We start from the raw sequence: 21,638 nt of genomic DNA on the forward strand, positions 1-21,638 counted from the left end.
CCGCGAAGATATCCCCAAGCCTGTGGACAACGCCTTGTTCGGTCCGGCCGCACGCTGTTAGCGTGCTCGTCCTCAGTGGTAGCCGCGAACTGCGGCTGCGGGCGCGCGATCCGCGCGCTTGGGGAATGATCATCACCAGCGGTTGACCTGCGCGAATTGTTGGTCGCCGGCGCGGCATCGGACCATCAAAGGGGGCGATGGGGACGTGATGACGCAGCGCCCGCGACGATCGGCTGGGCGGCAGTCACGCGGTACGTACACAGGGTGTGGACATCTGTGTGGACAACCGGGCCGGTACACCCGTTTCGACGCGATCTCCGTACCGCGTGTCCGTGGTACGGCGGGTTCACTGAGTTTTGGGGAGGGGAACGCGGGTGGCTGATGACGACAAGCCGAACCTGGACGTCATCTGGGGGGAAGCCACTGCGGGACTCGGTGGCGAGTCGCTGGGTGCGCAGCAACGAGCGTGGCTCCGGCTGACCCGGCCGCTCGCGCTCGTTCAGGACACCGCGCTGGTGGCCGCGCCCAACCAGTTCGCCAAGGACATGATCGAACAACGGCTGCTGCCGCTGATCGCCAAAGCGCTGTCCGAACGAATCGGCCGGCCGGTCGGGGTGGCGGTGACGGTGTTGCCGGACGACGCACCGACCTCGCCGGCTCCGCCTGACGCGATGGCCGAGGCGGTCGACTCTCAACCTGACGCGTACACGTACCAACACGACGCCCCGGCCGATTCCCTCGCCGGCGAGTCTCCGATGAGCGGGATACGCGGAGTTTCCGGACTGTCCCGGGGACCCGAGGGCACCAGTGGCGCGATGAGCCAGCCAGCCGCACCGGCCGGGGATGGACAGCCAGCCGACCGGCGCGGCCACCGGACGTTCTTCGCATTCGTCCGGACTTGGTTCGCATCACCGCCCGCAACCGGTCGAACCGGCTCGGCTGAACCCGAAGTACATCTTCGACTCGTTCGTGATCGGGTCCAGCAACCGGTTCGCGCGCACGCGGCCGCGGTGGCGGTCGCCGAAGCGCCCGCGAAGGCGTACAACCCGCTGTTCATCTACGGCGGGTCGGGACTGGGCAAGACGCACCTGCTGCACGCGATCGGGCATTACGCCCAACGGCTCGGCCACGCGAAGTCGGTACGGTACGTCTCCACCGAGGAGTTCACGAACGACTTCATCAACTCGCTGCGCGACGACAAGGCGCAGATCTTCCAGCGCCGCTACCGCGACGTGGACATCCTGCTGGTCGACGACATCCAGTTCCTGGAACGTGCGGAACGAACCCAGGAGGAGTTCTTCCACACCTTCAACACGCTCACAACGCGAACAACAAGCAGATCGTCATCTCCTCCGATCGCTCGCCCAAACAGCTGGCGACGTTGGAGGAACGGCTGCGTACGCGTTTCGAGTGGGGCCTCCTGACCGACATCCAGCCGCCCGACCTCGAGACGCGCATCGCGATCCTGCGTAAGAAAGCCGCTCAGGAAAGACTGGAAGCGCCGCCGGAGGTTCTGGAGTTCATCGCCAGCAAGATCGCCAGCAACATCCGCGAACTCGAGGGCGCGCTGATCCGGATCACCGCCTTCGCCAGCCTGAACCGCCAGGAGGTCGACACCGGCCTCGCCGAGGTGGTGCTCCGCGACCTGATCCCGGCCGACGGCGGTCCGGAGATCACCGCGACCCAGATCATGGCCGCGAGTGCCGAGTACTTCGGCGTCACGATGGACGACCTGTGCGGCCAGTCCCGCAGTCGAGTACTGGTGAACGCCCGCCAGGTCGCGATGTACCTGTGCCGCGAGCTGACCGAGCTGTCGCTGCCCAAGATCGGCCAGTCGTTCGGAAACCGGGACCACACGACCGTCATGCACGCCGATCGCAAGATCCGCCAGCAGATGGCCGAACGCCGTGCTCTCTACAACCAGATCGCCGAGCTGACCAACCGAATCAAACAGCGAGCCCAGCAGTGAACGCGGCGACGATGACTGTCCACAAGCTGAGTACACAGCCTGGGGATAACACTGTGGACGACGGTGGATGGACGTGGACAACAGCTGAACAGGTGTCGGATGTCGACAGGTCGCACACCGATTCGGCCGCTGTCCCCACCGGATGTCCACATGGTCGCTTCGCATTTGACCAGCCCGTACGTCCGTTGTCCCCGGTTTCCACAGGTGCGAAGACGTCGACGAAATCTATCTATCGAGGAATCATCAACAGCCTTCAGTGCGGCCCGATCTGGGGACAACGGCCGAGAATTGGGCTGAGCACCCAAAAAACGCACCGAGAACCAGTCCCGGTGAATCACAGGTTTTCGCCGCCGTGCACACTGACGAACCGAACAGCTTCTGCAGGAGGGCCTCGATGAAATTCCGGGTTGAGCGCGAGGCGCTCGCGGACGCGGTCGCTTGGACAGCCAAGAGCCTGCCGGCCCGACCGCCCGTTCCCGTCCTGGCCGGGGTGCTGATGACCTCCGAAGCGGACAGGTTGCTGGTGTCCGGCTTCGACTACGAGGTGTCCACTCAGGTCGGCATCGACATGCAAGGTGAGGAGTCCGGCAAAGTGCTGGTGTCCGGCCGGTTGCTGGCCGAGATCACCCGTGCGTTGCCGGCACATCCCGTCCAGGTGAACGTGGATGGCGCTCGAGCCGAGATCACCTGCGGCAGTGCGCGGTTCACGTTGCCGACGATGCCGGTTGAGGACTACCCCAGCCTGCCGAACATGCCGACCGTTGCCGGCACGCTGGACGGCGCGACCTTCGCCAATGCCGTCCACCAGGTCGCCATCGCGGCTGGCCGGGACGACACACTGCCGATGTTGACGGGCGTACGCCTCGAGCTCGAGAGCGATCGGGTCACCCTTGCCGCCACCGACCGCTACCGGCTGGCCGTGCGAGAGCTGACGTGGCACCCCGGTTCGGCCGGCGTTTCGACCACCGCGCTGGTGCCCGCCCGTACGCTGTCGGACACCGCGAAAGCGTTGGCCGGTGCGCACGAAGTGCAGTTGGCGCTGTCCCAGCCGGAGACCGGCGAGGGCATCATCGGCTTCGCCGGTGCGGGCCGCCGCTCCACCACCAGGCTGTTGGACGCCGAGTTCGTGAAGTATCGCTCGCTGCTGCCGGACAGTTTCGCGGCTCGAGCAACCGTGCCCACCGCGATGCTGACCGAGGTGATCAAGCGAGTCGCACTGGTCGCCGAGCGCAACACCCCGATCCGGCTGTCTTTCACCAAGGACGAGCTGATCGCGGAGGCCGGTGGCAGCGACGACGCTCGAGCGTCCGAGACGACCGGTGCCAGTTACGACGGCGACGAGATGACCGTCGCCTTCAACCCGCAGTATCTGCTGGACGGGTTGAACGCGATCGAGTCGGATACCGCGGTGATGTCGTTCACGGCGCCACAGAAACCTGCGGTGATCACCGGTGCGGACGAGAATGGTTCGGACAAGGTCGACTACCGCTACGTGTTGATGCCGGTTCGCCTCACCGGCTGACCAGACACCTAAACGCACAGCCACAGGCACACCATCGTCAATCGGCGCCGGATCACCAGCCGGCGCGGAAGCCAGGGGAGCGAGACGTATGCAGCTGGGCATGGTCGGGTTGGGTCGGATGGGCGGCAACATGGCCGAGCGGCTGCGGACCGCCGGCCACAAAGTCGTCGGCTACGACCGGGATCCCAAGGTGTCGGACACCGAGAGCCTGGCCGACCTGGTCGGCAAGCTCGAGGCGCCGCGGGCCGTCTGGGTGATGGTGCCCGCGGGCGCGATCACCGACGGCGTGATCGATGAGCTGGCCGACCTGCTTGAGGCTGGTGACACGGTCATCGACGGCGGCAACTCGAAGTGGACCTGTGACACCGAACACGCGACGCAGCTTGCCGCGAAGGGGATCAACTTCGCGGACTGCGGTGTTTCCGGCGGTGTCTGGGGACAGGAGTTCGGCTACGGTCTGATGGCCGGCGGTTCGCCGCAGATCGTTGAGCAGCTGATGCCGATCTTTGACGCGTTGCGTCCCGAAGGTCCGCGTGAGGAAGGCTTCGTCCACGCCGGCGGCGTGGGCGCTGGTCATTACGCGAAGATGGTGCACAACGGCATCGAGTACGGGCTTATGCAGGCGTACGCGGAAGGCTTCGAACTCCTCGAGGCCTCGCCGGTCACCCACGACAAGGTGGCCGCGATTTTCAAGGCGTGGTCCCGCGGCACGGTCGTACGATCGTGGCTGCTTGAGCTGATGGTGCGCGCGCTCGAGTCGGACGACGACCTGTCCGAAATCAAGGGCTATGCGGATGACTCCGGCGAGGGCCGTTGGACGGTCGACAGGGCATCGAAAACGCGGTTCCGATGCCAGTCATCTCGGCCGCGCTGTTCGCTCGGTTCTCCTCCCGGCAGCCCGACTCGCCGGCCATGAAGGCAGTTGCCGCGCTCCGGAACCAGTTCGGTGGGCACGCGGTCAAGGCTGACTAAGCCGCGATGTTGCACGTGAAACCAAGCTGACCCCGGTCGGACTAAGGAGACACGGCGCTCGTGCGGGTGAGGCATCTGAGCCTGGTCGACTTCCGCAGTTACCCGACCGCGGAAGTGCCGATTGACGCTGGTCCGAGTGTCTTTGTCGGACCGAATGGACAGGGCAAGACCAACCTGATGGAGGCCATCGGCTACGTCGCGACCCTGGGCAGCCATCGGGTGGGGACGGACGCGCCGATGATCCGGTCGGGGGCGGCTTGCGCGGTGATCCGGACCGCGATCGTACGGGACGACCGCGAGCTGGTCGCCGAGCTGGAGATCGTGCCCGGCCGGGCCAACCGCGCAAAACTGAACCGCACACACAGGTGCGGCCTCGAGAGGTGCTCGGCGCTCTGCGGATGGTGATGTTCGCACCCGAGGACCTCTCGCTCGTACGAGGTGACCCGTCCGAACGGCGGCGGTATCTCGACGAGCTGCTGGTCGCCCGCACTCCCCGTTATGCCGGCGTTCGGGCCGACTACGAGCGGGTGCTCAAACAGCGGAACGCGCTGCTCAAGACCGCTGGGATGGCTCGTCGGGCCGGATCGGCCGGGGATTTGCGAACGCTCGACGTCTGGGACAACCACCTGGCCGTGCACGGCGCCGAGCTGCTGGCCGGCCGGCTCGAGCTGGTCAGCGCACTGCAGCCCTTCGTCGTCAAGGGATATGACCAGGTCAGCATGGGGGCGGGGGGCCGGCCACCACGACGTACAAATGCTCGGCCCTGGACGAAGGTGAGCGGGTCGAGGACCTCACTCCGGAGAAGGACTTGCTGATCGCCCGGCTGTTGGCGGCCCTTGCCCGAGCCCGGCAGTCCGAGGTGGAACGCGGGATTACGCTGGTCGGGCCGCATCGGGACGACTTGGTCCTGCAGCTGGGCGAGTTGCCGGCCAAGGGTTATGCGAGTCATGGCGAGTCTTGGTCGTACGCGCTGGCATTGAAGCTGGCCGCGTACGATCTGCTCTGCAGTGACGGCGGCCAGCCGATGCTGATCCTCGACGATGTTTTCGCCGAATTGGACGGCGGTCGACGGGACCGGCTCGCCGACTTGGTCGCGCCGGCCGAACAGGTGCTGGTGACGGCCGCGGTGCCCGGCGACGTACCGGAAAACCTGCAGGGCGCCCGCTACGACGTGGCCGCCGGAGAGGTGCGTCGTGTCCGCTGACCAGCAGAAAGAGCCCGACGACGGGCAGTCCGAGCTGCTCCCCGCACCGCCGGCGGACCCTGCCGAGCAATCGGCCAGCGGCCCGCAACTGGCTCGCGCCGCGCTCGAGGCGGCGCGCGGTAAGTCCTCAGGAATGTCGAACAAGCGACGTGCGCGCTTTATCGACAAATCGCCAATCGGGACGGCGTTCGGGATACACCGGCTCGGGCCCGGATCCCCGCGACCCGCAGCCGTTTGGCCGGCTGATCCGCCGGATGGTGGCCGATCGCGGCTGGGAACGGCCGGCTGCCGAGGCGCGCGTGCTGGGCAGCTGGGACCGCGTGGTGGGACCGGACATTTCCGCGCACTGCACCCCGGTCAGCCTGCACCAAGGCCAGCTGACGCTGCAGGCTGAGTCGACCGCCTGGGCCACCCAGTTGCGGTTGCTGGCGCCAAGACTGCTGGCCATCCTGGCCACCGAAGTAGGCGCCGGCGTGGTCAGCAAACTCTCCATTCACGGGCCGGCCGCCCCATCCTGGAAAAAGGGCCCCCGTACGGTCCGTGGCCGCGGTCCCCGGGACACGTACGGCTGAGGCTGGCTCAGCGCCCACCGGCTCCTTTCACGACCTGTTCCGCGGAACGGGGAGAGGCCGACCACCTCTCACGTTACTACCCCCTGGTAGCATCACCCCATGGTCACGATTCCGAGCGATCTGAGCGGCCCTGTCCCGGCCAACCCCGGCCGAGATGTCCGGGATGTCATCGACATGGTCAGGCGGTTGGCGTCGATGCGACAGTCGCACCGCGCCACGGCGTATGAGGTCGACTTGAGCAACCTGTTCAGTACGGACCTCGGCGACATCACCGAGACGGTCGCTCAGCGCTCTCTTGGTCGGGCCAGGAAGGTCAGTGTTTCGCTACCCGAGGAGCTCACGATGGCCTTGCAACAGCGGCTCGGCAAGGGCGAGTTCTCGCAGTATGTGACCGATGCGGTCGCCCGCCAGTTGGAGCTTGACCTGTTGGCCGAGTTGTCGGACCTGTTCGAGTCCGAAGACGGCCCGGTGCCGGCTGAGTATCTCGAGGAGGCGCGCCTCGCATGGCCAGACGCCGAGTGACGATCGGCGGCACCCTCGTCCTTGACAGCGATGGTCTGTGCAAACTCGCCGCCAAGGATCAGCGGGCGCGGGCCTATCACGACTCCGCGGTCGCTCGTGGCGCGCAGGTGGTGGTGAGCGCGATAACCCTCGCCGAGGTGTTACGTGGCAGCGCACGTGACGCGGCCCTGCATCGGGTCCTGTCACGGATCATCACCGTGCCGGTGTCGGCCTCGTTGGGCCGGGCGGCCGGTGAACTGCTCGGCCTGGTCGGCCTCACCGGTCATCGTTGCGCGGTCGACTCCGTGGTGGCGGCGACGGCGCTGGTGATGTCACGGCCGGTCGTCGTGCTGACCAGCGATCCGGAAGACCTCAGTCGACTGGTCGAGGAGCCACACTGCCCAAAAGAGCACCAAGTCGCGATCGTACGCATTTGAACGGAATATAAGTCACACGTGTCCCAACCGTTACGAGCCTCCGGAGAGCTGCTGAACGCCATAAGGCGCGTGGGGGGATGCGCGGATGGGGGCTCCGGCCGGCTGTGAGGACATTAGGGGGTGGCAATGCGCTGTCATCCTCCGGCGGAGCGGTAGGATAGACGAAGTACATCGGCGTAAGAGTGCCTCATTCGGCCGCAGCCACGCTCACTATGAGGGCGGCGGGCCGGCGACCGGCGGCTCGGCGACCGTCGCAGCGCACTCGCTGCGGGCGGCGGCTGTGTCGTCTGGATGCCGTCTGGATGTTCGTACGGGTTGAGGACCTGCACTAACTCTACCGCCGCGCCGCATCGCGCATCCCGCGCCGCCATAGAAGGAGCACGTCTGCAGTGGCCGACAAGCAGAACGACGACTACGGCGTAAACTCCATCACCGTCCTCGAGGGTCTCGAGGCAGTCCGCAAACGTCCAGGCATGTACATCGGGTCCACTGGTGAGCGCGGCCTGCACCACATGGTGCAGGAGGTTGTGGACAACTCTGTGGACGAAGCCATGGCCGGCTACTGCGACCGCGTTGAGGTTGTGCTGCTGGCCGATGGTGGCGTCAAGGTAGTCGACAACGGCCGTGGCATCCCGGTCGACGTCCATCCGGTCCACAAGAAGACTGGCGTGGAGATGGCGCTGACCATGTTGCACGCCGGCGGCAAGTTCGACGGCAAGGCATATGCGGTCTCAGGTGGTCTGCACGGCGTCGGTGTGTCGGTGGTCAACGCGCTGTCCGTGCGGCTCGAGGTGTTCGTCAAGCAGGACGGCTACGGCTGGTTCCAACCGTACGTGGACCAGAAGCCAGCCGCCCCGATCGCCCGCGGTGAGGCTACTGAGGAGCACGGCACCACGATCACGTTCTGGGCCGACGCCTCGATTTTCGAGACCGTCGAATACAGCTTCGAGACGATTTCCCGCCGACTGCAGGAAATGGCTTTTCTCAACCGTGGCCTCACGATGCTGCTCCGGGACGAGCGGCCCGAGCACTACAACGAGAAGAACGAGCCGAACGCGGTCGAATACCACTACCCCGGTGGCATCGAGGATTACGTCCGCTTCCTGAACCGTACGAAGAGCGCCATCCACCAGTCCGTGATCGCCTTCGGCGGCAAGGGCGAAGCGATGGAGCTCGAGGTCGCGATGCAGTGGAACGAGGGCTATTCGGAGTCCCTCCACACCTTCGCGAACACGATCAACACCCAGGAAGGTGGCACCCACGAGGAGGGCTTCCGAGCCGCGCTCACCGGTGTCATCAACCGGTATGCGCGAGACAAGAAGCTCCTCAAGGAAAAAGACGACAACCTCACCGGTGACGACATTCGCGAGGGCCTCGCCGCCATCGTGTCGGTGAAGATCGCCGAGCCGCAGTTCGAGGGCCAGACCAAGACAAAACTCGGCAACACCGAGGTGAAGTCGTTCGTCCAGAAAACCACCAACGAGTGGCTGGCCGACTGGCTGGAGCGCAATCCCGGCGAGGCCAAGACCATCATCACCAAGTCGGTGTCCTCCGCGCAGGCCCGGATCGCCGCGCGTAAGGCCCGCGAGTTGGTACGCCGCAAGGGCGCGCTGGAAATTGGTGGGCTGCCCGGAAAACTGGCGGACTGCCGGTCCACCGACCCGAGCCGCAGCGAGCTCTACATCGTCGAGGGTGACTCCGCCGGCGGTTCGGCCAAGTCCGGCCGGGACTCGATGTTCCAGGCGATCCTGCCGATTCGCGGCAAGATCATCAACGTCGAGAAGGCACGGATCGATCGGGTTCTGAAGAACACCGAGGTCCAGTCGCTGATCACCGCGCTGGGCACCGGCATCCACGAGGACTTCGACCTCTCCAAGCTGCGCTATCACAAGATCGTGCTGATGGCCGACGCTGATGTGGACGGCCAGCACATTCGTACGCTGCTGCTGACCCTGCTGTTCCGGTTCATGCGGCCGCTGGTCGAGGAGGGCAACGTGTTTCTGGCCTGCCCGCCGCTCTACAAGATCAAGTGGCAGCGCAGCGAGCCGCAGTACGTCTACTCCGACCGCGAGCGCGACGCGATGATGGCCGCTGGCATCGAGGCGGGTCGCAAGATCACCAAGGACGACGGCGTGCAGCGGGTACAAAGGTCTCGGCGAGATGAACGCCAAGGAGCTGTGGGAAACCACCATGGACCCGGCGCACCGGCTGCTGATGCAGGTCACGTTGGACGACGCGGCCACCGCTGACGAGTTGTTCAGCGTACTGATGGGCGAGGACGTGGAGTCTCGTCGTCTCTTCATTACCCGGAATGCGAGAGATGTCCGCTTTCTGGATGTTTAGTTATTTTGTGGCTTTGATCACGAGTCTTAACGAGATTATCCACAGTTTCCACAGGATTACCCACAGTGGAAGGCGGTCTTTCGCAGCATGATCAGCAGTTGTGAGCTGACTGTGGCGACCGCCCTCACTCTCCGTACGCAGATAGCGCAGCCGCACCGCGTGCAGATCAGGAAGGCCGCCCGATGACCGAAACCCCGACCACGCCGCCGGACAGCCCAGCGGGCGACCGGATCGAGCTGGTCGACATCCAGCAGGAGATGCAGCGCAGCTACATCGACTACGCGATGTCGGTCATCGTCGGCCGGGCGTTGCCGGATGTGCGAGACGGGCTCAAGCCGGTGCATCGCAAGATCCTGTACGCGATGTACGACGGCGGCTACCGGCCGGACCGCGGCTACTCGAAGTGTTCACGAGTGGTCGGCGACGTGATGGGCCAGTATCACCCGCATGGTGACACGGCGATCTACGACGCGCTCGTACGGATGGCCCAGCCGTGGTCGTTGCGCTACCCACTGATCGACGGCCAGGGCAACTTCGGTTCGCAGGGTAACGACCCGCCGGCCGCCATGCGGTACACCGAGTGCCGGATGGACCCGCTCGCAATGGAGCTGCTGCGGGAGATCGACGAGGACACCGTCGACTTCGGGCCGAACTACGATGGCCGCTCGCAGGAGCCGGCGATCCTGCCGGCTCGGTTCCCGAACCTGCTGGTCAACGGTTCGTCCGGGATCGCGGTCGGCATGGCCACCAACATGCCGCCGCACAACCTGCGGGAGGTCGCGGACGGCTGCCAGTGGGCGCTGCAGAACCCGCAGGCGGACAGCGAGGAGACCCTCGCACAGCTGATGCTGCGGATCAAGGGCCCGGACTTCCCGACCTCCGGCCTGATCGTGGGCACCAATGGCATCGCGGACGCGTTCCGGACCGGTCGCGGCTCGATCCGGATGCGCGCCGTGATCGAGGCCGAGGAAGACAGCCGCGGCAGGCAGATCCTGGTGGTCACCGAGCTGCCCTATCAGGTCAACATCGACAACCTGATCGAGAACATCGCCAGCCTGGTCAAGGACGCTCGGCTGACCGGCATCGCGGACATCGCGAACGAGTCCAGCGACCGGATCGGCATGCGGATCGTGATCACGCTCAAGCGGGACGCGGTCGCCAAGGTGGTGCTGAACAACCTCTACAAGCACACCCAGTTGCAGTACAGCTTCGGCGTCAACAACCTGGCGATCGTGGACGGGGTGCCGCGTACGCTCCGGCTCGACGAGCTGGTCCGGCTGTGGATCACCCATCAGGTCGAGGTCATCGTCCGGCGGACTCGCTATCGGCTGCGTAAGAAGGAAGAGCGCGCGCACATCTTGCGCGGCTACCTGAAGGCCCTGGACGCGTTGGACGAGGTGATCGCCCTGATCCGGGCGTCCGCCACCGTCGACGACGCGCGCGGCGGCCTGATGCAGCTGCTGGAGATCGACGAGATCCAGGCCACCGCGATCCTGGACATGCAGCTACGCCGTCTCGCCGCCCTGGAGCGGCAGAAGATCATCGACGAGTACGAGCAGATCATGGTCGAGATCGCCGAGCTCGAGGCGATCCTGGCCAGCGAGGAGCGGCAGCGCCAGATCATCGGCGAGGAGCTCGCCGAGATCGTCGAGAAGAACGGCGACGACCGGCGGACCCGGATCATCCCGTTCGACGGTGACAGCTCGATCGAGGACCTCATCCCGGAAGAGGACGTGGTCGTCACCATCAGCCAGACCGGCTACGCCAAGCGTACGAAGGTCGACCTCTACCGGTCCCAGCGTCGCGGCGGCAAGGGCGTGCTCGGCGCCAAGCTCAAGCAGGACGACATTGTCAGCCACTTCTTCGTTGGCTCGACGCACCACTGGATCCTGTTCTTCACGAACAAGGGTCGGGTTTACCGGGCCAAGGCGTACGAGCTGCCCGAGGCCAACCGGGACGCCCGTGGCCAGCACGTGGCGAACATGCTCGCCTTCCAGCAGGACGAGCAGATCGCGTCGGTTATGCAGATCAAGGATTACGAGGTCGCGCCGTACCTGGTACTGGCCACCAAGCGAGGCCTGATCAAGAAGAGCGAGCTCAGCCTGTTCGACTCGGCTCGGCAGGGAGGACTCATCGCGATCAATCTTCGGGATGACGACGAGCTGGTCAGTGCCGCCTTAATCTCGTCTGAGGACGACCTGTTGCTAACCAGTGCGCAGGGTCAGTCGAATCGGTTCCGCGCGTCGGACGAGTCACTTCGCCCGATGGGGCGCGCCACCTCGGGTGTCATCGGCAGCGTTCGTTCGACGAAGAGGACGAGCTGCTGTCCATGGAGGTGGTGGGCGAAGGCATGGAACTGCTGGTAGCGACCGCCTTCGGGTACGCGAAACGGACACCGGTGCAGGAGTATCCGACCCACAACCGGGGCGGTAAGGGCGTCCGGACTTTCGAATATGACGAACGTCGCGGCAACCTGGTGGCAGCCCTGGCCGTCCATATTGATGACGAGATCTTCGCCATCACCTCTGCTGGTGGAGTCATCAGAACCCCGGTCGAGCCTGTACGGTCGTCAAAGAGGCAGACGAAGGGTGTCAAGCTTATGGATCTGCCAGACGGAGTGACCCTGCTCGCAGTGGCGCGCAACGCCGACGAGCCGGATGCTAGCGCCGACGAGGCGGACGGACAGGACGGGTGAGACGATGAGCGACGGAACCCCGAGCGGGGGCGGCCACCCGGTGGTCGGGCGGGCAGCCGTCGGCAAGGCAGCCGGCTCGCAGATAGGCACGAGTGGAACGCAGACGACGACGAGACCAAGGACGACACGGCCGTGAGCACGCCAACCAGCGGCGCCAGCAGTAACGGCACCTCGCCCAGCAACAGTTCGTCGAGCGACTCGAACGCTCCCTCCAGCGAAGCCGGCCGGGCCTCGGTCCCGTCCACCGCCACCCAGACGATCAACGTGCCGTCCGCCTTCGGCGGCAACGGCTCGCGTCCCGGCGGCAGCAGCTATCTCGGTGGCGACTCCACCTCTTCCTCGGGGTCGTCGTACGGGTCATCGAACTATGGCGACGGTTACGACGACCGGCCCGATACCGACGCGCCGAGCTCCGGCGCCGGCAACTACGGGTTCAACGACCCGAACGCGCCGTCGTACGGGATCCCGCCGTCGGCCGGCGCGAGCAGTTCAATCGGCACCAGCTACGGCCCGGATCCAGCCGGCGCCACCGGCACCGCGTCGGTCGGCGCCAGCAACCCACTGGGCCGGGCGGTCCGCAGTGCGAAGAGCACCATGCAGGCCGCGGCGCGCGCGTGGCCCGCGGCGAGCCCGGCTGCAGTTGCGCCGGATTGACCCGTGGTCGGTGCTGAAGTTCTCGCTGGCGGTCTCCGGTGTGCTGTTGATCGTTTTCGTCGTCGCCACCACCGCGCTCTACGTGGTGCTGTGGAGTATGGGCGTCTTCGACGACGTGAACAGCACGATCAAGACCTTCACTGCCGGCGACTCCACCTCCGGTGCGAGCTTTTCGATCAGCCCGCAGCTGGTGATCGGTGGTGCGGCCGTGATCGGTCTCATCAACGTGGTGCTGTTCTCCGCGCTGGCCACCATCGGCTCGTTCATCTACAACGTCTGCGCCGATCTAGTGGGTGGCATTGAGATCACCCTGGCTGAACGCGACTAGACATCGGTTTTGTAGGATTGCAAGGGCAAGGCGCGGCTGAGAGGGATCCTGCTTCGAGGCCGCGCTCGACCGTAGGGTAATCTCGTTTTTCGTGCCCGCGGGGCTATAGCTCAGTCGGTTAGAGCGCATCGCTGATAACGATGAGGTCGCTGGTTCGATTCCAGCTAGCCCCACTCCGCAAGTCCCCGTGAAAGGGAGCAGATCGTGAAGAAGGTTCTGATCATCCTGGCGCTGCTGGCCTTGGGCGCGTTCGTGGCGAAGAAGATCAAGGACGCCAACGACGAGCGCGACCTCTGGCATGAGGCCACCACCGCCCCGGAGACCGACCTCAGCTAGTCGTCCCGGTCCGGCTCGCCGCTCGTGCGGCGAGCCGATGCGAGATGAAGTGCCCGATGGCGGCCCGCGATCTTTGCGCTGGTCGCCTTGCTGGCTTTGACCGGTCACTCGGGGGATCCGGGGATGTAGCTCAATTGGCAGAGCACTGCCTTTGCAAGGCAGGGGTTAGGGGTTCAAGTCCCCTCATCTCCACCACGGCAGGCGCGTACGAAAAGCCCGGGCAGTGAGCCGTCGCTCACACAGGCGACCGCGACCGAGAGCGGGGCGCGCAGCGGGCGCCCCGCTCTGGCTGACTCACCCGTTGTCCTGCGCCGTGCCCCTGGGGTTCATGTCCTCGGGCTTGGTGCTCGTGAACGCCAAGCCGCCGAGCTCCAGATCCTCGAGGTCAAGGACAGCGGGGGCACCCGGTTCGTCGGGGAGTTCACCGCCGAGCATCCGGCCGGGCACGTCCGGGTCGCAGCCGACCCGGGCCAGCCGGGCTCGGATGCTGTTGCGACTGCGTCCATGCATCCGCGCCTGCACTCCGATGACAGTGGTCGCGGCCGCCGTCTCCGGCTCGACCAGCCAGGCCGCCAGCAGCTGCTCATCCTGGTCTTTTGTCCACGGCTGGTAGCTGTTGGTCGGACCGCTCGGGTTGAGTCGGCCGCGCGGGCGGACCGGCCCGAGCTGGCCGAGCCCGGTCAGGGTGTGCCGGATGACGTTTCCGGCGTCGACGAGGGCCGAGGTGGGCACCAGCATGGTGCCCTCGGCGGTCAGCACCCCTTCGCTGTCAATGCCACACAGCCGCAGCCGGACCAGCCCGTCCTCGTCGCTGTCGGCCTGCACCGCATACGTCAGGTCGCCGATCTGACACTCGTCGGAGTAGTTGATGTGCACCATGACCTCCCTAAGTTCACCGTCGTTCGACAGTGCAGTCATGGTGTCCGCGACGACTGACAAAAAACGCGACCAGCCGTCCTGGGCCACGGTTGTCCGTTCTAGAGCAAGGCAGCCGCGCCCTCGTTAGCGCGCGCTCTCCAACTCGGCGATCTCGGCGGCGTCCTCCTCGCCGAACTTGTCCTCCAGCGCCTCCGGGCTCGCGTCCAGGTCAATTTGCTGGAGTGGGGCGCCGCGCGCCGACTCAATGGCGCCGAGCCGGCGTTGCACCCGGTCGGCGGCATACTTCATGATTTGGTCGGTCTCCAGCCCGAACGGCGACTCCTCGAACCGGTCGTTGCCGGCCTGAATGAGCTGCATCGCGTACGGCACCAGTTCGGCGAACCGCTCGCCGATGACATCCCACATCTTGTCGTCGGCGGCCACGTGGCGGCGGCAGGTGAAGGTGCCCCAGGCCATGTGCCGGCGCTCGTCGTCGCCGATCCGCTTGATCAGCTCCCGCATGGCCGGGAAGATGCCGAACTGCGTACACACCCGGTTCCACTGCCAGTAGCCGGTCAGCGCCAGCGAACCCTCGATCACGTGGTTGTACGTGACGCTGGCCCGGACCTGGTTGCGTGGGCTGGGATCGCTGTCCAGTGCGTGTAGGCATTCCGGAAGCTCCTCGTAGAAGAGCTTGCGGTAGCCGGGGTTGTCGGCGACCCACGTGTGCAGGTCGTCCATCGCGCCGACCGAGTCCAGCCAGCGCCGAAAGACCTCAGTGTGCTTGGCCTCTTCGAAGCAGAACTGGGTCAGATACATCTCGTCGGCCAGCCGGCCTTCCGCGGACATCGCCTTCATGAACGGCTGGATGTCCTCGGTCACCGCCTCCTCGCCGGCGATGAAGAGGGTGGCGAGGCTGAGCGTGCTGGCCTGTTGGATTTCGTCGAGGCCGTCGAAATCGGCTCTTTCCCGACTGAAGTCGATATCCGCCGGATTCCAGAACTTCGCATTGCCCTTGACGAAAAGTCTCATCGGGAATGAGTCCCAATTCAGCCCGCCGCGGGCGATGGCGTGGAAGCCTTGCCGGTGTACCGCAGGGTCGCTCATGGATCCTCCTGTACGAATGACCTGGCTCACATCATTGACAAGTCGGTATGTTTTGTAAAGGGTGAGCGCGGGTCACGACCAGACAGGGGTGAGGGCGGCATGGCAGGACACAACCTGGCTCGGCAGGCCGAACGGCAGCTTGAGGCGGTGGGTGATCACGACGCGCTGCTCTTCGAGGGCAGCTGGCACACGAAGGCCTCGATGGCGGACCGTGCCGCGCGAGTGGCCGCCGGCCTGAAGGGCCGCGGGGTGTCGGCTGGCGACCGGGTGGTCATCCTGATGGCGAACTGCCCGGAGGTGATGATCAGCTATTCGGCGCTGTTGCGTGCCGGTGCGGTCATCACGCCACTGATCTTCCTGGTCAGCGTGGACGAGCTGGCATACGCGCTGGAGAGTTCGCAGGCCGTCGCGGTGATCACCACGCCGGAGTTCCTGCCGAAGGTGACCGCGGCCGTCCGGCCCGGCTCCTGTGTCCGGTTCGTCACGGTGGTCGGTGACTTGCCACCGGCCGAGCCCAGTGGCCTGCCGGTGGTGTCGTACGCGGAGCTGGAGGCCAGCGAGCCCGGCGACATCGTCGACCGCGCCGACGACGAGCTGGCCGCGCTGTTGTTCACCGGCGGCACCACCGGCCGGTCCAAGGGCGTGCCGCTTACCCACAGCAACCTGTTCTGGTGTGGTTCGGCCGGCCATGAGAGCTCCGACGTCGAAGGCGCGACCAGCACACTCGTACCGCTGCCGTTGGCGCACGCGTACGGACTGCTGGTGACCTGCATCGGGATGCACACCACCGAGCCGTCCCAGCTGGTGCTGATGCGCTGGTTCGACCCGGCTGGCTGGCTGGACCTCGCGAGCACCCAGCGGGTGCATCGGTCCGCGCTGGTGCCGTCCATGATCCAGATGTTGCTGGCGCAGCCACTGGAAAGCGCTGACCTCAGCGCGCTGATGACCGTGTCGTCCGGCGCCGCGCCACTGCCAGCGGCCGTACGCGAGCAGTTCGAGGCGCGGGTGCCGTCGGTGCAGGTCCAGGAGGGGTACGGCTGCACCGAGTCGGCGTCGATCATCTCCACCAACCCGTACGGCCGCCGCAAGCCCGGCAGTGTCGGGCTGCCGGTGCCCGGTTGCCAGGTGTCGATTCGGGACGATGAAGGCAAGGAGCTGCCGGTCGGGCAGGACGGCGAGATCTGCGCGCGGTCACCCGGCATTATGACCGGCTACTGGCTCTCGCCGGAGGCCACCGCGACCGCGATCGTGGACGGCTGGCTGCACACCGGCGATATCGGCCACCTGGACAGCGACGGCTATGTCTACATCGTGGACCGCAAGAAGGACCTGATCATCCGGGGCGGCTTCAACGTCTACCCGCGGGACATCGAGGACGTGCTGGTCACCCACCCGGCGGTGGCGATGGCCGCGGCGGTGGGCCGGCCGGACGAGCGCCTCGGCGAGGAAGTGGTGGCCTTCGTCAGCCTTCGCGCGGACGCGACCGCGACCGAGGAGGAACTGATCCAGCACACTCGGGAGCGGATGGCGGCCAGCAAGTATCCGCGCCAAGTCCACATCGTGGACCAGGTGCCGCTGACCAGCGTCGGCAAGCTGGACCGCAAGAAACTCCGCCAGCTGGTCCGAGAAAGCTGACTATTTCCTTCGTACGAGCAGAAAGACGCCGCCGGCGATCGCTGCCACGATCACCAGGCAACAGAGCACCGATCCGCCGTAGATCAGAAGACGCAACAAGGAAGCGCTCATTTCACTCAGTTTCCCGGTGGGTTGTTGTTGTTTCTTTTTCTTGTTGAGCACGAGCACCACTGTCACGACCGTCGCGATGACCAGCAGCAGCAGCAGAGGCCGCCGCCGCCGACCAACAGGACGTGCCAGGGTCTTATCGCCATCTGGCCAATGTACCGGCGGTGACCAACGTCGCCGTGCACTGGCTGTCCGTCCGGTTAGGGTGTCCGCATGCCAGCCGACAAAGCCGACGACGCGGCCGTGCGGGTCGGGCAACGCAAACCCAGCCGCAAAGAGCAGATCCTGGAGATCGCCCTCGAGCTGTTCGCGACCCGCGGCTATCACGGCGTCGGGATGGACGATATCGGCAGCGCGGCAGGTGTCACCGGGCCGGCGCTCTACCACCACTTCGCGGGTAAAGAGGCGATGCTCTCGGCCGCGCTCATTCCCGTCAGCGAGGGGCTCCGGGGGACGGTGGCCGGGCCCGGCTGGCCGCCCATCAGGACGCCGCCGAACAACTGGCCGCGTTGGTGGAGTTCCACGTGAACTTCGCGCTGGACCGGCCGGCGGTGATCCGGCTGCATTTTCGGTGAGCTGGACCGACTGCCGGACGACTCCCGCCGGATCGTCCGCAAATCCCAGCGCGAATATGTCGAGCAGTGGGTGGACGTGCTCATCCGGCTGAACCCGGGGCTCGACGTGGAGTCCGCTCGGGTACGAGCGCAGGCCGCGTTCGGGTTGATGAACTCCACACCGTTCCTGCGCTCACATTTGCAGCGCGACCAGGTCGCCACGGTGTTGCGCGACATGGTTCACCGGGCTTTACATGGTTAACGGCTAGGCTGACCACACATGTACGGGTCGGTACTGATCGCTGATCGCGGAGCCCTCGCCAGCCGGGTCATCAGGACCGCGCGGCGCCTGGGCATCCGCACCTTCGCGGTGCACATCGGTGCCGACCGCGGCCGGCCGTTCGTCTCCGAGGCCCATCACGCCGAGCAACTCAAGGGCGAGAAACCCAGCGCGTACAGCGAAATCGCGCAGATTCTGGAGATCGCCAGGCGCCACGACGTCGACGCTGTTCACCCTGGTGGCTCGGCGCTGGCCGGCGACCCGGACGCGGCCGCGGCGGTGATCGCGGCCGGCCACATCTGGATCGGACCGTCGCCGGGCACCCTCGCCTGTACCCGCGACAAGGTGCGGCTGAGTCAGCTCGTACGCGATGTTGGCGTGCCGACACCGGAAAGTGTCGGTCCGGTGTCCACTGTGGAGGATGCCGCCGCCGGTGCCGAGCAGATCGGTTATCCGGTGATCCTGAAGGCGGTCGCCGGACGCAACGGGGTCGGGATCGCGGTCAGCGAGAAGCCCGCGGACCTGGTGCGCGCGTACGAACGGGTGCGTGCCCATCTGCCGGCCGGCGACGAGCGGATCCTGGTGCAGCGGCACTACCCGCGGGTCCGCAGCATCGAGGTGCAGGTGTTGGGCCTCGCCGACGGCGCGGTGGTCGCACTCGGCGAACGCGACTGCTCGGTGCAGCGGCGGTTCTCGCCCGTGTTCGCGGAGAGTCCGGCGCCCGGGCTGCGTCCGGTCGTACGGGAAGAGATCACTGCGGCTGGCCTCTGGGCCGCCGAGGCAGTCGGCTTCCGGGGGGGGGGTGGGTACGGCTGAGTTCCTGCTGACCGGCGACGAGTTCTTCCTGTGCGAGCTCACTCCGCACCTGACGGGCTTCCATCCGGTCACCGAGCAGGTGTTCGGCATTGACCTGGTGGAGGGCGCAGCTGCGGGTCGCCGCCGGCCACCTGCCCGGCTTCGATCTGGGCGGCCTCGCGCCGCTTGGGCACGCGATTGGCATGCGCGTACTAGCTGAGGACCCGCGCCGGTTCTCGCCAGAGCCGGGGCCGATCGCGGACTGGACGGCACCTCGCGGTGACGGCGTGCGGGTGGACGCCGGCTATGCGCCGGGCAGCGTGATCAGCGCGGACGACACAACCATCGGCACGATTTCCGCGCTCGGCGCCGACCGGGCCAGCGCGATCGTACGGGCGCGGGCCGCGATCGGCGGCTTCCGGCTGACCGGGCCGCGGCACACCGGCCCGTTCTTCGCCCGGCTGCTGGAGAACGAGCGGTTCGTGCTGGGCCGGTACGACACCACTCTGCTTGCGTAAGGGCTCGCGTAAGCCTCGCATAAGTACCGACGCATCAGGTCGTACCAACCGCTAACGGGCATTAGGGTTGCCAAGGTTGAAGTCCGTAAGTTCCCTCTGGAATGGGGTGGGGCATGGGCCACATTGGTGACACGGTGATGACTCGGTGACCGGCCTGGCGGTGGACCGCCTCAGCGTCAACGGTCTTGACTACGGAATCCTCGCGATCTACTTCCTGGTGGTGCTCGCGATCGGGCTGTTGGCCCGGCGGGCGATCACCACCAGCGAGGATTTCTTCCTGTCCGGCCGGTCGCTGCCGGCGTGGGTGACGGGTTTGGCGTTCATCTCGGCGAACCTGGGTGCCACCGAGATCCTTGGGATGGCGGCCAACGGCGCTCAGTACGGCGTGGCGACGGTGCATTTCTACTGGATCGGCGCGGTCCCGGCGATGGTGTTTTCTGGGCCTGGTCATGATGCCGTTCTATTACAAGAGCCGGGTGCACACCGTGCCGGAGTTCCTGCTCCGCAGGTTCAACCGGCCGACGCACTTCTTCAACGCGCTGTCGTTCGCGGTCGGCATGCTGCTGACCGCCGGCGTCAACCTCTATGCGTTGGGCATCGTCATCCAGAGCCTGCTTGGCTGGCCGTTGTGGATCGCGATCCTGGTGTCGGCGGCTTTCGTGCTGGCGTACATCACCCTCGGTGGTCTGTCCGGCGCGATCTACACCGAGGTCCTGCAGTTCTTCGTGATCATCGCCGGGCTGATTCCGATCGTGATCGTCGGCCTGGTCGCGGTCGGCGGGTGGAACGGGTTGGTCGACAAGGTCACCCACGGCACCACCCTCGGCGGCGCCGCCTTCACCCAGTGGGCCGGCACCGCGGTCGGGCATCCGACCAATCCGCTCGGCGACTGGATCGGTATTGTCTTCGGTCTCGGGTTCGTGCTGTCTTTTGGTTACTGGACCACGAACTTCTCCGAGGTGCAGCGGGCCCTGTCGGCCAAGAACCTGTCCGCCGCACAGCGTACGCCGCTGATCGGTGCCTTCCCGAAGATCTTCATTCCGGCACTGACGATCATCCCTGGCCTGCTGGCGCTGGTCCTGGTGCCGAGCCTGCAGAAGGCCGGTGCCGACTACAACTACGTCATTCCTTCGCTGATGGGAAAACTGCTGCCCAACGGGGTGCTCGGCATCGCGTTGACCGGCCTGATGGCCTCTTTCATGGCCGGCATGGCGGCGAATGTCAGCTCGTTCAACACAGTTTTCACGTACGACCTGTGGCAGCGTTACTTCGCCAAGGACCGGCCGGACCGCTACTACCTGAATATCGGCCGGCTGGCCACCGTGGCCGGGGTGGTGATCGGCGTCGGTACGGCCTTTATCGCCGCTGGTTTCAACAACATCATGAACTACATCCAGTTGTTGTTCTCGTTCTTCAACGCGCCGCTGTTCGCCACGTTCCTGATCGCGCTGTTCTGGAAGCGTACGACGCCATGGGCCGGTTTTTGGGGCCTGGTCAGCGGTACGGCCGGAGCCGCGGTCGCGCATTTCTGCCTCACCGGTTTTTTCGGTGGGAAACCGCTGATCGTGATCGAGTCGACCCAGTCGCAGAACTTCTACGGCGCGATCGCCGCTTTCGTGGTCGACGCGGTGGTCACGGTGGCGGTGACGATGGTGACCAAGTCCAAGCCCGACGCCGAGTTGCGCGGGCTCGTCTGGGGACTTCCGGACGCCGAGGCGGATGCTGCTGCGGCTGCCGAGCGAACCCCCAAATGGTGGGAGTCGCCCCGGCTGCTGGGCTTCTCCGCACTCGGGTTGACGATCGCCCTAACTCTGTTCTTCTTGTAGGGGAGTGGTTCTGATGGCGGAGAAGGACGAGCAGCAGGCCAAGCCTCACAGGCTTTTCGACCTGCGCTATTTGATCGGCGCGCTGTTCACCGTCTACGGCGTGATTCTGGTGATTGTGGGTGCCCTGGACGGCTCAGCCGCGCTGAGCAAGGCGCAGGGCATCCGCATCAATCTCTGGCTCGGGATCTCGATGCTCGTATTGGCCGGACTTTTCCTGCTGTGGGCGTGGCTTCGACCACTCAGTGCGGATTCGAACGACTAGTCGCGGTTCCAGAGGGAGACCCGCAGCGGGGGCTGCGGGTTGTAGTGGTGCAGGGTCCAGTGGTCGAACCGGCGGCCGATGCTCCGAGTGACGGCGGCGGCCCGGATCAGCTGGCGACGCATGTGGTGAACTCTCCTCAAATTCGATGTCTTCACTAGTTAA

General features: G+C 65.9%; 17 protein-coding genes, 2 tRNA genes and 6 pseudogenes. 21 read left to right on the forward strand and 4 right to left on the reverse strand.

Annotated elements, in window-relative coordinates:
* Positions 1–398: 398 nt before the first annotated feature.
* The 14 genes and pseudogenes from dnaA (at position 399) to GNX96_RS12425 (ending at position 13,728) form a co-directional block, all read left to right on the forward strand.
* Positions 399–1,969: pseudogene (dnaA, locus tag GNX96_RS12370) on the forward strand (chromosomal replication initiator protein DnaA).
* 394 nt (positions 1,970–2,363) lie between these two features.
* A complete protein-coding gene (gene dnaN, locus GNX96_RS12375; protein ID WP_163568203.1) occupies positions 2,364–3,491 on the forward strand; it encodes a DNA polymerase III subunit beta in 1,128 nt (375 codons plus the stop codon).
* A gap of 88 nt (positions 3,492–3,579) precedes the next feature.
* Positions 3,580–4,463 (forward strand): annotated as a pseudogene (gene gnd, locus GNX96_RS12380) (phosphogluconate dehydrogenase (NAD(+)-dependent, decarboxylating)).
* Between the two features lie 60 nt (positions 4,464–4,523).
* Positions 4,524–5,667: pseudogene (gene recF / locus GNX96_RS12385) on the forward strand (DNA replication/repair protein RecF).
* A 254-nt stretch (positions 5,668–5,921) separates the two neighbouring features.
* Positions 5,922–6,239 (forward strand): DUF721 domain-containing protein, encoded by a 318-nt coding sequence (locus tag GNX96_RS12390; protein WP_390623987.1) that lies wholly within the window; start codon positions 5,922–5,924, stop codon positions 6,237–6,239.
* Between the two features lie 234 nt (positions 6,240–6,473).
* The gene (locus GNX96_RS12395; RefSeq protein ID WP_279580138.1) at positions 6,474–6,761 is read left to right on the forward strand and encodes a hypothetical protein; all 288 of its coding nucleotides are present in this window, start codon (positions 6,474–6,476) and stop codon (positions 6,759–6,761) included.
* Complete coding sequence (locus tag GNX96_RS12400) at positions 6,743–7,177, forward strand: type II toxin-antitoxin system VapC family toxin (protein ID WP_279580139.1); 435 nt, start codon at positions 6,743–6,745, stop codon at positions 7,175–7,177. Before GNX96_RS12395 ends, GNX96_RS12400 begins: the two co-directional genes overlap by 19 nt.
* 389 nt (positions 7,178–7,566) lie before the next feature.
* A pseudogene (gene gyrB, locus GNX96_RS12405) lies at positions 7,567–9,520 on the forward strand (DNA topoisomerase (ATP-hydrolyzing) subunit B).
* A 182-nt stretch (positions 9,521–9,702) separates the two neighbouring features.
* Positions 9,703–12,215: pseudogene (gene gyrA / locus GNX96_RS12410) on the forward strand (DNA gyrase subunit A).
* A gap of 132 nt (positions 12,216–12,347) precedes the next feature.
* Positions 12,348–12,869 carry a hypothetical protein gene (locus GNX96_RS51170; protein WP_279580140.1) on the forward strand — a complete coding sequence of 174 codons (522 nt, stop codon included), beginning with the start codon at positions 12,348–12,350 and terminating at the stop codon, positions 12,867–12,869.
* The gene (locus GNX96_RS12415; RefSeq protein ID WP_279580141.1) at positions 12,856–13,197 is read left to right on the forward strand and encodes a DUF3566 domain-containing protein; all 342 of its coding nucleotides are present in this window, start codon (positions 12,856–12,858) and stop codon (positions 13,195–13,197) included. The genes GNX96_RS51170 and GNX96_RS12415 overlap by 14 nt, the downstream gene beginning before the upstream one ends.
* Positions 13,198–13,296: 99 nt before the next feature.
* Positions 13,297–13,370: transfer RNA gene (locus GNX96_RS12420), tRNA-Ile, on the forward strand.
* Positions 13,371–13,401: 31 nt separating this feature from the next.
* Positions 13,402–13,533, forward strand: a complete 132-nt coding sequence (locus tag GNX96_RS51175) for a DLW-39 family protein (protein WP_279580142.1) — start codon at positions 13,402–13,404, stop codon at positions 13,531–13,533.
* 119 nt (positions 13,534–13,652) lie between these two features.
* Positions 13,653–13,728: transfer RNA gene (locus GNX96_RS12425), tRNA-Ala, on the forward strand.
* Between the two features lie 99 nt (positions 13,729–13,827).
* On the opposite strand, the gene GNX96_RS12430 is transcribed toward GNX96_RS12425, so the two are convergent.
* Both GNX96_RS12430 and GNX96_RS12435 read right to left on the reverse strand, forming a co-directional pair.
* On the reverse strand, positions 13,828–14,409 hold the full coding sequence (locus tag GNX96_RS12430) for a hypothetical protein (RefSeq protein ID WP_279580143.1): 582 nt from the start codon (positions 14,407–14,409) through the stop codon (positions 13,828–13,830).
* Positions 14,410–14,535: 126 nt separating this feature from the next.
* Positions 14,536–15,498: a R2-like ligand-binding oxidase gene (locus GNX96_RS12435; protein ID WP_163568205.1), complete on the reverse strand. Its 963-nt coding sequence runs from the start codon at positions 15,496–15,498 to the stop codon at positions 14,536–14,538.
* Between the two features lie 99 nt (positions 15,499–15,597).
* On the opposite strand from GNX96_RS12435, the gene GNX96_RS12440 reads away from it, so the two are divergent.
* Positions 15,598–17,133 carry a class I adenylate-forming enzyme family protein gene (locus GNX96_RS12440; protein WP_163568206.1) on the forward strand — a complete coding sequence of 512 codons (1,536 nt, stop codon included), beginning with the start codon at positions 15,598–15,600 and terminating at the stop codon, positions 17,131–17,133.
* On the opposite strand, the gene GNX96_RS12445 is transcribed toward GNX96_RS12440, so the two are convergent.
* Positions 17,134–17,310, reverse strand: a complete 177-nt coding sequence (locus GNX96_RS12445) for a hypothetical protein (protein ID WP_163568207.1) — start codon at positions 17,308–17,310, stop codon at positions 17,134–17,136.
* Positions 17,311–17,454: 144 nt separating this feature from the next.
* On the opposite strand from GNX96_RS12445, the gene GNX96_RS51180 reads away from it, so the two are divergent.
* From GNX96_RS51180 to GNX96_RS12470, 6 genes and pseudogenes are all read left to right on the forward strand, one after another.
* The gene (locus GNX96_RS51180) at positions 17,455–17,769 is read left to right on the forward strand and encodes a TetR/AcrR family transcriptional regulator (RefSeq protein ID WP_279580144.1); all 315 of its coding nucleotides are present in this window, start codon (positions 17,455–17,457) and stop codon (positions 17,767–17,769) included.
* Positions 17,770–17,886: 117 nt separating this feature from the next.
* A complete protein-coding gene (locus tag GNX96_RS51185; RefSeq protein ID WP_279580145.1) occupies positions 17,887–18,057 on the forward strand; it encodes a hypothetical protein in 171 nt (56 codons plus the stop codon).
* Positions 18,058–18,075: 18 nt separating this feature from the next.
* Positions 18,076–18,891 (forward strand): ATP-binding protein, encoded by an 816-nt coding sequence (locus tag GNX96_RS12455; protein ID WP_163568208.1) that lies wholly within the window; start codon positions 18,076–18,078, stop codon positions 18,889–18,891.
* 89 nt (positions 18,892–18,980) lie between these two features.
* A complete protein-coding gene (locus GNX96_RS12460) occupies positions 18,981–19,388 on the forward strand; it encodes a biotin carboxylase domain-containing protein (RefSeq protein WP_163568209.1) in 408 nt (135 codons plus the stop codon).
* Between the two features lie 154 nt (positions 19,389–19,542).
* A pseudogene (locus GNX96_RS12465) lies at positions 19,543–21,214 on the forward strand (sodium:solute symporter family protein).
* A 13-nt stretch (positions 21,215–21,227) separates the two neighbouring features.
* Positions 21,228–21,476 (forward strand): hypothetical protein, encoded by a 249-nt coding sequence (locus tag GNX96_RS12470; protein WP_163568210.1) that lies wholly within the window; start codon positions 21,228–21,230, stop codon positions 21,474–21,476.
* Here the strand turns inward: GNX96_RS12470 and GNX96_RS51190 are convergent.
* A complete protein-coding gene (locus tag GNX96_RS51190) occupies positions 21,473–21,598 on the reverse strand; it encodes a hypothetical protein (RefSeq protein ID WP_279580146.1) in 126 nt (41 codons plus the stop codon). The two genes, GNX96_RS12470 and GNX96_RS51190, sit on opposite strands and share 4 nt — an antisense overlap.
* Positions 21,599–21,638 lie beyond the last annotated feature (40 nt).

It is taken from the genome of Fodinicola feengrottensis (genome assembly GCF_010993775.1).
In the GTDB taxonomy this organism is placed as follows: domain Bacteria; phylum Actinomycetota; class Actinomycetes; order Mycobacteriales; family HKI-0501; genus Fodinicola; species Fodinicola feengrottensis.

Bases quoted from the DNA above. Each gene is read 5' to 3' on its own strand.
- GNX96_RS12440 (WP_163568206.1), top strand. From the start codon at position 15,598: ATGGCAGGACACAACCTGGCTCGGCAGGCCGAACGGCAGCTTGAGGCG.
- GNX96_RS51180 (WP_279580144.1), top strand. From the start codon at position 17,455: ATGCCAGCCGACAAAGCCGACGACGCGGCCGTGCGGGTCGGGCAACGC.
- GNX96_RS12400 (WP_279580139.1), top strand. From the start codon at position 6,743: ATGGCCAGACGCCGAGTGACGATCGGCGGCACCCTCGTCCTTGACAGC.
- dnaN (WP_163568203.1), top strand. From the start codon at position 2,364: ATGAAATTCCGGGTTGAGCGCGAGGCGCTCGCGGACGCGGTCGCTTGG.
- GNX96_RS12435 (WP_163568205.1), bottom strand. From the start codon at position 15,498: ATGAGCGACCCTGCGGTACACCGGCAAGGCTTCCACGCCATCGCCCGC.
- GNX96_RS12390 (WP_390623987.1), top strand. From the start codon at position 5,922: ATGGTGGCCGATCGCGGCTGGGAACGGCCGGCTGCCGAGGCGCGCGTG.
- GNX96_RS12455 (WP_163568208.1), top strand. From the start codon at position 18,076: ATGTACGGGTCGGTACTGATCGCTGATCGCGGAGCCCTCGCCAGCCGG.
- GNX96_RS51190 (WP_279580146.1), bottom strand. From the start codon at position 21,598: ATGCGTCGCCAGCTGATCCGGGCCGCCGCCGTCACTCGGAGCATCGGC.
- GNX96_RS12470 (WP_163568210.1), top strand. From the start codon at position 21,228: ATGGCGGAGAAGGACGAGCAGCAGGCCAAGCCTCACAGGCTTTTCGAC.